Annotated in this window: 11 protein-coding genes; 7 read left to right on the forward strand and 4 right to left on the reverse strand. The window is 65.5% G+C overall.

Annotation, left to right across the window (positions count from 1 at the left end):
• Positions 1-324: 324 nt before the first annotated feature.
• The 5 genes from AXYL_RS12945 to AXYL_RS12965 all read left to right on the forward strand — a co-directional run bounded on the left by AXYL_RS12945 (position 325) and on the right by AXYL_RS12965 (position 6279).
• Complete coding sequence (locus AXYL_RS12945; protein WP_013393244.1) at positions 325-1158, forward strand: formyltransferase family protein; 834 nt, start codon at positions 325-327, stop codon at positions 1156-1158.
• A gap of 67 nt (positions 1159-1225) precedes the next feature.
• Entirely contained in the window at positions 1226-3733 is a 2508-nt protein-coding gene (locus AXYL_RS12950) for a penicillin acylase family protein (protein ID WP_013393245.1), read from the forward strand.
• 176 nt (positions 3734-3909) lie between these two features.
• On the forward strand, positions 3910-5571 hold the full coding sequence (locus AXYL_RS12955) for a cyclic peptide export ABC transporter (RefSeq protein ID WP_013393246.1): 1662 nt from the start codon (positions 3910-3912) through the stop codon (positions 5569-5571).
• Between the two features lie 226 nt (positions 5572-5797).
• A complete protein-coding gene (locus AXYL_RS12960) occupies positions 5798-6043 on the forward strand; it encodes a hypothetical protein (RefSeq protein ID WP_013393247.1) in 246 nt (81 codons plus the stop codon).
• Positions 6044-6060: 17 nt separating this feature from the next.
• Positions 6061-6279 (forward strand): hypothetical protein, encoded by a 219-nt coding sequence (locus AXYL_RS12965; protein WP_013393248.1) that lies wholly within the window; start codon positions 6061-6063, stop codon positions 6277-6279.
• Between the two features lie 49 nt (positions 6280-6328).
• On the opposite strand, the gene AXYL_RS12970 is transcribed toward AXYL_RS12965, so the two are convergent.
• Positions 6329-7114 carry a 3-oxoacyl-ACP reductase gene (locus AXYL_RS12970; protein WP_013393249.1) on the reverse strand — a complete coding sequence of 262 codons (786 nt, stop codon included), beginning with the start codon at positions 7112-7114 and terminating at the stop codon, positions 6329-6331.
• 18 nt (positions 7115-7132) lie between these two features.
• Entirely contained in the window at positions 7133-7936 is an 804-nt protein-coding gene (locus AXYL_RS12975; protein ID WP_013393250.1) for a FadR/GntR family transcriptional regulator, read from the reverse strand.
• 250 nt (positions 7937-8186) lie between these two features.
• On the opposite strand from AXYL_RS12975, the gene AXYL_RS12980 reads away from it, so the two are divergent.
• Together AXYL_RS12980 and AXYL_RS12985 are read left to right on the forward strand one after the other, a co-directional pair.
• The gene (locus AXYL_RS12980) at positions 8187-9623 is read left to right on the forward strand and encodes an aldehyde dehydrogenase family protein (protein ID WP_085947864.1); all 1437 of its coding nucleotides are present in this window, start codon (positions 8187-8189) and stop codon (positions 9621-9623) included.
• A gap of 91 nt (positions 9624-9714) precedes the next feature.
• Positions 9715-10419 (forward strand): riboflavin synthase, encoded by a 705-nt coding sequence (locus AXYL_RS12985; protein ID WP_013393252.1) that lies wholly within the window; start codon positions 9715-9717, stop codon positions 10417-10419.
• A 33-nt stretch (positions 10420-10452) separates the two neighbouring features.
• Here AXYL_RS12985 and AXYL_RS12990 read toward each other — a convergent pair whose 3' ends face one another.
• Together AXYL_RS12990 and AXYL_RS12995 are read right to left on the reverse strand one after the other, a co-directional pair.
• Positions 10453-10974 carry a 2'-5' RNA ligase family protein gene (locus AXYL_RS12990; RefSeq protein ID WP_013393253.1) on the reverse strand — a complete coding sequence of 174 codons (522 nt, stop codon included), beginning with the start codon at positions 10972-10974 and terminating at the stop codon, positions 10453-10455.
• A 64-nt stretch (positions 10975-11038) separates the two neighbouring features.
• Positions 11039-12532 carry a M81 family metallopeptidase gene (locus AXYL_RS12995; protein ID WP_013393254.1) on the reverse strand — a complete coding sequence of 498 codons (1494 nt, stop codon included), beginning with the start codon at positions 12530-12532 and terminating at the stop codon, positions 11039-11041.
• Positions 12533-12553 lie beyond the last annotated feature (21 nt).

Below are 12553 nucleotides of genomic sequence, written 5' to 3' on the forward strand. Positions count from 1 at the left end.
CTAGCTCTGGTTCTGGTGATCGAAATGACGATGTGTCGGTCCCGGCGCCTGGCATGCGTTCCACGGACGCCGGCACAGGCACAGCCAGCTAGACGTCTTGCCTCGGATCCTGTTTAGTCGGATTGGGCCGATTCTTTCCGCAGGCGCCGGGACGTGTTGGGGAGGTTTCCGCTAAACAAGCGAGCGGTTATTTCGTCCTGTATGCGTAGCGTGCGGTTATGTCTTGCAGCTCGTTCACTTCTGGAGCGGGCGTGACGTCATATCAAGGCTTGAGCGCGCGCCCTTGCGGTTCCTCCGTTCAAATCTCCTTTCTATCGGGCACAGATGGCGAAGACGAAGCTGGTTTACGTTTGGTCCTTGAGGAACGCCGCAGCCGACAGAGCCGGGCAGCACGTTGAATACAAGGGCGGGCGGCGCTATATGAAGTCGCCGCTGGAGTACCTGGTCGAGGCGCTGGATGGGACTGGACTGGGCGACGCCTACTCGCTGGAAGCGGTCATCTTCGACGACGACGAGGGGTCGCCCAGGGATCGGGAAAGCGTCGGGAACTATGGTTTTTCATATCGGCCAGGCGGGCAATGGTTCTACCCGCCCACGCTCGAGGCGGGCGGCCGACGCGTGAACGATCTGTTGTGCGCCGTCCCGTCCACCTACCGGAGATTGCCGCTGGGCGCGGCGGATCGTCCCGCAGGCAAGCGGGCCTTCGAGGCGCGCTTGCTGGACAAGCTATTGACGCTGGGCGCCGAACTGGTGGTGTTGGATGGCCTGCTGGTCATACTGGACGAGCTGGTGCGTCCTGGCGCGGCGTTCCATCGCAAGATTGTCAACATCCATCCCGGGATCACCAGGATCGAATCTCCGTATGAACGCCGGGGGGCCTACGCGACGCTGGACGCGCTGTACGGGGCGCGCGGACAAAGGGTAGTGAATTGGCAGACGGTCGAAACGAAGCAGGTGCCGGTGGTGGAAATGACCGGGGCGTCCTTTCATTACGTCGACAACGGCATTGATTCGGGCGAAGTGATCCTGGATGTACTTAATACGCGCATCGACCCGCAGGACACCATTCTGGAACTGCGCTGGAACAACTTTAACAACAGCTTGTTTCCGGCTTTGCATCAGGGGCTGGCGCGCATGGCCGGACTGGGCGTGGCATAACGCTTAAGCGCGGTCAGCGAGCGGTTGTGGCATCGGCGTCGCGCGTGTATTGAAAAGGATTTGAAGCATGGTCTTCGTATGCCGGTTGTGGGTGGGACGGAGTGCAACTGCTGCGCGCGCCTGGGTACTGATACTCTGCGCGGCGCTATGGTTGACCCAAGGGGCGCACGCAGAGACGCATGGGCCCGCCGTTCGGCTAGGGACGGAAGGTGTCGAGATCCGGCGCACCGCGGACGGCATTCCCCATGTGCGGGCGGGAAGTTGGCAGGAACTCGGAGTCGGCGTCGGCTACGCGCAAGCCCAGGATGCCTTGTGCACGCTGGCCGAAGCCTTTGTCACCTACGAGGGGCGTCGTGCCTGGTTCTTCGGGGCCGATGAACGTCCGGCGCGGGATTCCACCTTCGGGCGCCCAAAGAACATCGATCTGGATTTTTTCTTTCGGGCTTATGCTGACGCGGAGGTGGTGACCCGCTACCGCGCTCAGCATCCGCCAGAATTGAATGAGCTCGTCGAAGGATTCGCCGCCGGATACAACCGCTATCTATCCGAGGCCCGCGCCGGGCAGGCCTCGGCAGTCGGCCGGTCTTGCCTGAATCAACCCTGGGTGCGCGATATTGCGGCCGACGATGTTCATCGGCGCATGTATGCGGCCCAGATCGCAGCTGGCTACGCCAAGTTCATTACCGAGATGGCCAATTCCACACCGGCGGCGGCAGCCTCTGCCGCGCGCGCCGGTGAGGAAGGCGCCGCAGCCCTGCGCGGCAGGTTCGTCCAGAGGATTGGCGCGCAGCCCGGCATCGGCAGCAATGTGTTGGCCTTTGGGAGCGAGGCCACGGGCGGCGACGGCGCGGTGTTGTTCGGCAATCCGCACTGGTATTGGGGCGGGCCGGACCGCTTCTACCAGATGCACCTGACCATTCCTGGCAAGGTCGACGTGGCGGGCGTCGCCTTTCTGGGGCTACCGATGGTGATGATAGGTTTCAACGGCCAGGTGGCCTGGAGCCATACGGTGTCCGAGGCGCGCCGTTTCGGGCTGTTCGACTTGACACTGGACCCCGCCGATCCGACGCGGTATCGGGTCGACGGAAAGACTGAGGCGATGACGGCGCGAGAAGTGGCCGTCGAGGTGCGCGCCGAAGACGGTAGCGCGCGGCGCCTGACGCGTACCTTCTATCGAACCCGATTCGGGCCGGTGGTAGACCTGGGCGGACTCGACGCGGCCTTGGGTTGGGGATCCACCCATGCCCTGGCGATTCGCGACGTGAACGCCGACAACTTTCGCATCTTCCGCAATTTCTTCTATTGGAATCAGGCGAAGTCCCTGGATGACTTCATCGATATCCAGCGCCGCGAGGCGGCTGTGCCATGGGTCAATACCGTGGCCATAGGCCGCGGTGATCAAGGCGTCGACGGCCGGGTATGGTACGCCGACGTGGGCGCGGTACCCAATGTCCCGGACGAACTGCGCCAGGCTTGCGCGACGCCGTTGGCGGCGGGTTTCGCGAGCGTGGATCCGCTGACGCCGGTCCTTGACGGCAGTCGCTCGGATTGCGATTGGCGGCTCGATCCGGCCGCAGCGCAGGCGGGCGCCATGCCGGTTGCGGCGATGCCCTGGCTGCTGCGCAAAGACTATGTGGCCAACATGAACGACAGCTATTGGCTCAGCAATAGCCGCCAGCCGCTGGAGGGATATCCCGCGCTGCTCGGCGGCGAGCGCCGGCCGCTAGGGCTGCGGGGCAGGCTGGGGCACCGCATCGCGCTCGACCTGATCCAAGCGCAGCCTGGATCGGCTGAAACCTTGAGTATGCGTCTGATGCGGGATGTGTTGACGCCCCGGGCCTATTCCGCCGAGTTGTTCAAGGATGAGGTGCTGGCGCAAGCGTGCGTACGGCCGGAGGTTGAACTGGATGCCGACGCATTGGCAGCGGCGGGGGCGGGCGGACGGCGGCAGGGGACCTTGGCACCGCGCACGGTCGACGTAGGTCGGGCCTGCGACATCCTGCGCGGCTGGCAGAACAAGGCCGACGGCAATGACCGTGGCGCTTTGCTGTGGGAAGCATTCTGGGCCCGACTGGAACAGATCCCGGCGGAGAAACTCTATGGCGTCGCGTTTTCCAGCGACGCGCCTCTGGATACCCCTGGCAGGCTGCGCGCGGGTCAGGTAGCGGCGGCCAAGGCCTTGGCAGCAACGGTGCTGGAGTTTGGCGACAAAGGGTGGCCGCTGGATGGGGCGTTGGGAACACGTCGCTATGTGGCCAGCGGCGGACGACACTATCCGATCTATGGCGGATGCCACTCCGCAGGCTATTTCACCGTGGCCTGCAATGAAGATCGCAGCGACCGGATAGGGCTGGATACTTTGGGGAATAGCTATCTCCAGGTTGTGCGCTTCAGCCCGTCCGGCGTGCAGGCGCACACGCTGCTTGCGCACGGCCAGGATGAAAACGCGGTGGCTGACGGTCAGGGCTCGGGGCCGGTGGTGCGATATGCCCGCAAGGCCTGGCTGCATTTCCCATTCCAGGATAAGGACATCGAGCGCGATCCGGCGCTGGACCGGTTGCGCTTGTTTCCTTGAGGTCGGCGTGGAAATGGCCGGACGGCGGCGTTGCGATCAAACGTGGCTTTGCCGTCTACGTGTCTGCTGCCTAAACAAGATGGACAGCTGGCCCGTCTAGGTGTGGACGGTTCCAGCAGCCATGACCGTATGCGTGGCGTCCACGTTCCTCCCTATCTCCGTTCGAGGCGATCCCCTTGCTTTCCTACCTGATTCGACAGTCGCGCAAGCTGCTGGCCGCCGCGGCAGTGGCCAGCGTCGCCAACGGCGTGTGCAGCGTGCTGCTGCTCACGCAGATCAATGCGGCCTTGACCGCCTCCTCTTCGGCTGAGCGCGCGGCGCTGGCGTGGCGCTTTGCCGCGTTTGCGCTGGCGGCGATGTTCAGCCAGATGACGGCTTCGGTGCTGTTCGAGCGCCTGAACCAACGTGCGCATGCCGATCTCCGGCGCTTCATTTCCGCGCGCGTGATCGCCGCGGACTACCGGCGGCTGGAGGAGATCGGCGGTCCCAAGGTGCAATCGGCGTTGTCGGAGCACAGTGCGAGGGTGGCGGATTTCTTCGTGAGTTTCCCGACTATCCTGGTCAACGCCATCATCGTGGCGGGATGCCTGGCCTACATGGCCTGGCTATCCTGGCAGGTCTTCCTGGCGGCCGTGCTGGTCATTGGCCTGGGGTCGCTGGGCTATCACTTGGCACATTTGCGGGCGATCCGGCATCTGGACGTAGCCTCGAAGGAGCAGGATCGCCTGTTTGGCCATTTCCGTTCGCTGATCGAAGGGGCCAAGGAGCTGCGCCTGCACGCCGCCAAGCGCCGCCGCTTCTCCGGCGACGTGCTGGGCCGCTCGATCGAGACGGTGCGGCGCGAGCGCGCGCTCGGCATGTCGATCTTCCTGGTGTCATCCGCCTGGGGCAACTTCTTGCTCTACGGTTTCATCGGGCTGACGCTGTTCGCGCTGGTGGGCGATGTACCCGACCGGGCCAGCATCGTGACCGGCTTTGCGCTGATCTTCGTCTACATCGTGGGCCCTCTGGAAAACCTGCTGATCGCCTTGCCGCGCGCCAACCTGGCTCGGGTGTCCGGCGCGCGCATCGACGAGATCACGGCGCAGCTCGAACATGGCGAGGACGAGGCCGCGCCTGTCGCGGCAGAGAGCATGACCCGCTTGGCGCTGCGCGGAGTTAGCCACCGCTATTACCACGAGGGCACCGACGACCTGTTTACCCTCGGGCCGATAGACCTGGATTTCTCCCCGGGGCAGATCACCTACCTGGTCGGGGGCAATGGCAGCGGCAAGACTACGCTGGCCAAATTGCTGGCCGGCCTGTATCGGCCGGAGCAGGGCGCCATCCTGCTCAATGGCGAGCCGGTGGACGACGCCAGCCGTGACCGCTATCGCCAGATCTTCTCGACGATTTTCTCGGACTTCTACCTCTTCGAGCACATGCTTGACGCCGCCTCCGCCGAACTGGACGTGCAAGGCAATGCCCTGTTGGAAAAGCTACATCTGCAGCACAAGGCACAGGTGCGCGACGGCGCCTTCACTACGCGCGCCTTGTCGCAGGGTCAGCGCAAGCGCCTGGCGCTGGTGGTGGCCTATCTGGAGGATCGGCCCTTCCTGTTGTTCGACGAATGGGCCGCCGATCAGGATCCGCTGTTCAAGGAAGTGTTCTACCGCGAACTGCTGCCGGAACTGCGGGCGCGCGGCAAGGCGGTACTGGTGATCTCGCACGACGACCGCTACTTTCATCTTGCCGATCGCCTGATCCGGATGGAAAACGGTCAGGTCGTGGCGGTCGAAACTCCGGCTGGGCGCAAACCGGTGAAATCGGCACCCGCCGAGCTGGCCGCCGCGCAATGAGATGTGGGCGGGAGGCGGCCGGGCCCCAATGTGGATGCTCGTCCGCATAATCCAGATAGTTTATGTGTGAATGTTTATTTCCGTGATGCTCGCGGCGGCCTGCCGGGGATGATCCGTCCCGTTGTGAGCGGTGGATATACAAAATGTTCTATTTTTTGCGGTTTTCTAATGCCTGAGACTTGATGCGGCGTCTACGCTCCCTACAGTTCCCTGAACGGAGAGGAGTATGAAGCCCCTTGATTTGGATCAGATTTCTCCTGGCGCGGCCGGCATTCCCAGCGTTCCCATCGTGGGTTGGCTGCTGGACGGACCGCAACCCGAGTTCACCGACATCGTCAGCGTCGCCCGCCAATGGATGGCGGATGGGCGGCGCGTTGCGGAAGTGGTGCGGGCGCAGGACTCTCAGGGAACGCCCAAGATGGGGCCGGGACGCAGCGTGATGCGTGCCTGCGCCATCGCGGGCCGGCGCTGAGGCGCGGGGAGAAAACCATGAGAACCGGAGTGATCAGGCTCAACGGCCACCAACTCGAATACGAACTCAGGCCGCTTGCCGCGCAGCAGGGCTACGAGGCCTGGGTGCGCACGGCGCCAGGCCGCGCATGGACGCGGATCGGCGTGGGTGATTCCGCCTTCGTGACCGAGGACGCCGCGCTCAAGGGCATCAAGTTCGCGGCCGTCGAAATCAGCGCCAGGCGCCTGCAGGCATAGCGCCGCGCGCCAAGCAGAAAGATGTAGCGCCGGCCAGGCGCTTCATCGCTCAGCCCTTCACCAGTCCACCGTCGACGATCAGGTTCTGCCCCGTCACCGCGCGCGACCAGCGGCTGGCGAAGAACAGCACGGCGTCGGCGAATTGCTCAGGCGTGGTGACCTCGCGCAGCGGCGTACCGGCGGCAATCATGTCGAAGACCGCGTCCGGCGTGGCCGCCGAGGCGTCGGTGGTGCGCAGCAAGCCTCCCGAAACCATGTTGACGGTGATGCCGTCGGCGCCCAGTTCATGCGACAAAGTGCGGGTGAAGGCCAGCAGCGCGGCCTTGGCCGCAGTGTAGTCGTGGTACGGCACCACCGGGTTCTGGACCAGGTTGGTACCCACGTTGATGATGCGTCCGCCGCCTGCGGCGCGCATGCCGGGCAGGGCGGCCTGGGTGGTGTTGAGCGCGGCGCGCACGCTGCCTTCCAGCTGCGCGTTCATCTGCGCCCAGTCGAGCGCGCCGGCTTGCGGGCGGGCATCGCCATTGAACTGGAAGGCGGGCAGGGCGTTGTTGACGACCGTGGCCACGGGCTGGCCGAAATGCGCGCTGGCTTGCGCGAACATGGCCGCGACGGCGGCCGGGTCGCGCACGTCGGCCTGCACTGCGAGGGCGCGGTCCGGCGCGCTGGCGGCCAGGGCCTGCGCGCGCTCGGCGCTGTTCAGATAATTGACGACGACCTTGGCGCCTTCGCGCAGGAAAGCGCGCGCAATGGCGGCGCCCAGGCCGCGGCTGGCGCCGGTGACGATGACGAGTTGCTGGTTCAGGTCCAGGGACGGGCGTTGCTGCGATGACATATTCAAATGGCTTCCTGCTCAGTGTTCCGAGCCGCTGTTGAGCATGCGGCTGCGGGCTTTTTCGATATGGGCGCGCATGACGTTGCGCGCGCCTTCGGCGTCCTGTTCCTGGATCAGCCGGTAGATGTGGCGGTGTTCCTCGATGGCGGCGCGGGTGCGCTTCCAGGGTTGGCTGTGGACCAGGTGCCGCATGACGTTCACGGCATGGCTGACGTCGTATTCCAGCGACTTCAGCACCTGCACGAAGCGCTGGTTGCTGGTGGCTGCGGCAATGGCGCGGTGGAATCCGTAGTCGTGGTGGTGGGCGATGGCGCCGGAGGCGTCGGCTTCTTCGTAGCCGGTCAGCATGCGGTCCATGTCGCGCAGGTCTTCGTCGGTGCGGCGCAGGGCGGCCAGGTAGGCGCATTCGGGTTCGATCACCATGCGCAGTTCCAGGCCTTCCAGGATGTGGCCGACGCGCCTTGCGGGGTCCACTGCGGGCATGCCGCCCATCAGGTCGGGCTTGGCGCGCACATAACTGCCCGAGCCGCGGATGGAATCCACCAGTTGGTCCTCGCGCAGCCGGTCCAGCGCCTGGCGCACGACTGGCCGCGAGACTTCGAACAGGGCGGCCAGCTCCAGCTCCGTGGGCAGCTTGCTGCCGGGCGCGATCTTGCCGGTGGCGATGGCATAGAACAGGCTTTCGTAGACGCGCTCGGCAAAGCGTTCGGCGCGCACATAGCCCAGGCCCGAGGCCACTTCCGCCAGCACGTCCAGTTCGGGGCGAGGGCGGTTCACGGCTTCCAGCAGCGATTCAAGCTGCGGATCACGGACATTGCTCATGGGCGCTCCTGCGCTATCTATATACCCGGGCTTGTCAGTCGCCGTGACAAATTCGGGGTGGCGTTAAGCCACTGAATTATTAGGGATTACCCCAAGTGAACAGAAAATATCCTGACCCTTGGGACAAAAGCTGTCAATTCAATTGACAAGTTACGAGCCGCTCCCGTACCTTGGCTCGAAGCCAGAACGCGACTCGCGCGCGACGCCAATTTCCCGCAACCGGCCGTCCGGCCGCTACTTTACTCCGCACATCGTGACTCAGAAGAACTTTATCGCCAACCAATGGGTGGAAGCTGCCACCGGCGCAACCATTCCCGTCCTGAACCCGTCCGATGGCGCGCCTTTCGAGGCAATCGCGCGTTCCACCGCCGAGGACGTGGACCGCGCCGTGACCGCGGCGCGCGAGGCTTTTGAAGGCGAGTGGGGCCAGATGGCGCCCGCCGCGCGCAGCCGCCTTTTGATGCGCATCGCCTTCGCGCTGCTGGAGCGCCAGGAAGAACTGGCGCAGCTGGAATCGGCCGACACCGGCAAGCCCATCAAGCAGGCGCGCGCCGACGCCGCCGCCGTGGCGCGCTACTTCGAGTTCTATGCCGGCGCGGTCGACAAGCTGCACGGCGAGACCATTCCCTACACCCCGGGCTTCACCGTGCTGACGGTGCGCGAAGCGCATGGCGTCACCGGCCATATCGTGCCGTGGAACTACCCGCTGCAGATCTTTGGCCGCAGCGTGGGCGCGGCCTTGGCCGCCGGCAATGCCTGCGTGGTCAAGCCTGCGGAGGATGCCTGCCTGTCGCTGCTGAAGCTGGCGGAAATCGCCGCTGAAGTCGGCCTGCCTGCCGGCGCGCTGAATATTTGCACGGGCTATGGCCACGAGGCCGGCGCGGCGCTGTCCGCCCATCCCGGCATCGACCATATTTCGTTCACCGGTTCGCCGCAGACGGGCAAGATGGTGGCGCATGCCGCCGCCGAAAACCACGTGCCGGTCACACTGGAACTGGGCGGCAAGTCGCCCCAGATCGTGTTCGACGATGCCGACCTGGACGCCGCCATGCCGGTGCTGCTGGCCGCCATCATCCAGAACGCGGGCCAGACCTGCTCGGCCGGCAGCCGCGTGCTGATCCAGCGCGGCGTGTACGAGACCGTGCTCAAGCGCCTGTCGGACGCGTTTTCGGCCACCGTTACCGGGCCGGCCGCAGCCGACCTGGACGTGGGGCCGCTGATCAACGCGCGCCAGCAGGACCGCGTGCGCGGCTTCCTGGCCGAAGCCGAGGCCGAAGGCATGAAGGTCGCCGCCCGCGGCCAGCTCAAGGAAGGCACGCCCGAGGCTGGCTTTTACCAGCCGCCGGTGCTGTTCCGCGACGTGCCGCCCAACAGCCGCCTGGCGCAGGAAGAAGTCTTCGGCCCGGTGCTGGCCGCCATGGTGTTCGACACCGAGGAAGAGGCGCTGGCAATCGCCAACGGCACGCTGTATGGCCTGGTGGCCGGCGTCTGGACCCGCGACGGCGGCCGCCAGTTGCGCCTGGCGCGCAAGCTGCGCGCCGGCCAGGTGTTCATCAACAACTACGGCGCCGGCGGCGGCGTGGAACTGCCCTTCGGCGGTTCGCGCCAATCGGGCTATGGCCGCGAGAAGGGCTTTGAAGCGCTGTACGGCTTCACCACCCTGAAGACGATCGCCATCCGCCACTGATCCCGGCTGCGGGCAGCGCGGCCCCTGGCAAAATATCGGTTAACGTTGATGTTTTGCTTCAGGGGCGCGCCGCCCCGCATTCAGGATCCGTATGTTCACCGGTATTGTTCAAGGCACCGCGAAGATCGCCAAGATCGCGGATCGCGAAGGCCTGCGCACGTTCACGCTGGATTTCCCCCCTGGTTTTTGCGAGGACCTGGCCATCGGCGCCAGCGTGTCGACGGATGGCGTCTGCCTGACCGTCACGGAAATCCTGTCCGAGAACCAGGCCACCTTCGACGTCATGCTGCAAAGCCTGGCCATCACCACGTTGGGCAGCTACCACGAGGGCGGCCGCGCCAACGTCGAGCGGGCCGCCAAGGATGGCGCCGAGATCGGCGGTCATCCGTTGTCCGGACACGTGGATTTCACCTCTGAAGTCGTGATGGTGAAGTCGTCCGACACCAACCGTCTGATGCGCTTCAGCATCCCCGAGGCTTTCCGCAAGTACGTCTTCGCCAAGGGCTATATCGCCATCAACGGCGCCAGCCTGACCGTATCGGAAGTCAATCGCGCCGAAGGCTGGTTCGAGGTCTGGCTGATTCCGGAAACCCGCCGCATGACCGTGTTCGAGGACAAGCAGGTGGGTGATTTCGTCAACATCGAGATCGAGCGCAGCACCCAGGTGGTGGTCGATACCGTGCGCGAAACCGTGCAGGAAAGCCTGGGCAAGCTGCAGCCGTTGCTGGAAGCCATCCTGAAGGAAAAGGGCCAGACGCTGGAGGACTTCGTCAGTCCGCAGGCCAAGCTGAAGTAGTCCGTCGCGCAGGGGCGGGCGCGGTCCCGCCCTTCAGCCGGAAAGGCGCGCCGACATAAGGTCGGTGATCACGCCGTTTTCCAGGACCGCCATCGTCAACCTGTCAACCGAGCCGCGGATGTCGAGTCCGTTGCGGTTCAGTTCGTCGCACAGGGATTTCATCAGCGCGCGGTTGGTGGACGCCCCCAGGGTGATGTGCGGGACATAGGGGATATCCAGGCGCAAGGTCGGCGCCAGCACCTGGCGGTACAAGGCGTTGTGCAGGCGCGCCAGCTGGCTGTGGCCTTCGTCGGGGACCAGGTGCACATACGCATGCGCCGCGTCCGCGCCCAGCATGGCGTAGCGGCAGACGAAGTCTATCGGGCCGTGCAGGCGGGCGACCTCTTCGAGGTGCAACTGGTAGGCCTGTTCATCGATGCCGGCGCAGCCGAACGCCATGGTGAAGTTCGCCTTCACCAGCGGGTGCTGGCCGTCATGCTGGCGCCGGAACTCCTCGATGAACCCGGAGTCCGGCGCGCCGAGGCGGGGGTAGGCGAGCGTAAAGAGCTTCTTCATGCCGCCAGTCTGCCACTGCGCTGCGTGAAAGCAAACCCCGCCGGCGCACGGCGGGGGGCGGCGCTCAATAAGAGAACGGCTTGCCTTGCGGACGCACGCGGATGCCCGGCTGCAGCCGGGTCCAGGGCAGGTCGGCCGGATCGGCCTGCATGGGGCCGGGCGCTTTGGCCACCAGCACCTCGTGGGCGATGGGCTGGAAGTCCGCGCGGAAGTGCACGGAGCTCTTCACCACCAGTATCGCCATCTCCTCGGGCTGCACGCCGCCCACGCGGAACAGATTGCGGTCCAGCATTTGCGACTTGGTGGCGCTGACCACCACCCGCACGCCGCCGATCCGCAGTCCGGCCACCGCCTCCAGGTCCACGTCCATGCCGTTCATCATCGGCCCGTCAAAGCGCAGCTTGCCGGGCGACAGGGTTTCGACCAGGAACTCGCCTTCGAAGGCCGAGTCGCCGGCCACGCCGGATTGGCCGCCCAGGCTGAGGCGGACCTTGCTGCCGATTCCGGCCGCTGTGGCCAGGCGTACGGCTTCGGGGTCGCAGAACAACCCTAGCGCGGCGTTCTGCGCATCGGCTTCCACCAGCGCGCGCAGCATGCCGGTGGTGTTGGCATCGCCGCCCGCGCCCGGGTTGTCCTGCGTATCCGCGATGACCACGGGACGCGATGCGCCCGCCGCCAGCGCCTGCGCGCGGCGTACGGCCTCGGACGGTTCGAGGAAGTCGGGCGACCATTGCGGTTCCAGTTCCAGCACGCGCTGATACAGGGATTCGGTCACGCGTTCGACCGCCGCCGCGTCGGTGCCGTAGGCCCAGACCACCGGACCGCACTCGGGGAAATCAGCCGCCGGAAAGCCGGGCGCGAACGAGATGGAGGCCACGCCCGGCGTCTGCTCCAGGCTTTCCAGCAGTTCGTACACGCCCTTGGACGGTTGCAGCATCGTGCACATGCCGTTGATCGGAATCAGGAAGGGCAGGCGGCGCTGGCTGCGGCTCCAGCTGTCGCCGGCCGCAAGGCGGGCTTGCAGCAGGCGCGCCGCATGTTCGCCGGTGTCGGCCATGTCCACGTGCGGGTAGGTGCGGAACGCGGCCAGGCCGTCGGCTTCCTGCAGCATCTGCGCGGTGACGTTGGCATGCAGGTCCAGGCTGGCGATCACCGGCACGCCGGGGCCGACGATCTGGCGCATGCGCGCCAGCAGTTCGCCTTCGCCGTCATCCAGGTGTTCGGCGACCATGGCGCCGTGCAGGTCGAGGTAGACGGCGTCGTAGCCGCCACGGCGGGCGGCGTCCAGGATTTCGCCGGCGATCCGTTCATAGGCGTCGCGGGTCACGTGGGCCGAGGGGCTGGCGCCCGCCCAGATCACGGTTTCGACGGTGTGGCCCTGGGCCAGCACCGCGTTGATGAAGCCGCCGGCGGGAATGTTGACCTCGCGCAGCGCCAGCATGTCCTTGCCGCGTACCATGGCCGGGAAGCCTTCGCCGCGCACGAAGTTGTCGTAGGCGGCGAGCGAGGGCGCGAAGGTGTTGGTTTCGTGCTGGAAGCCAGCAACCAGAATATGCATGATCGTTTCCTGTGGGTCGGA

The organism is Achromobacter xylosoxidans A8, assembly GCF_000165835.1.
In the GTDB taxonomy this organism is placed as follows: domain Bacteria; phylum Pseudomonadota; class Gammaproteobacteria; order Burkholderiales; family Burkholderiaceae_B; genus Achromobacter; species Achromobacter xylosoxidans_B.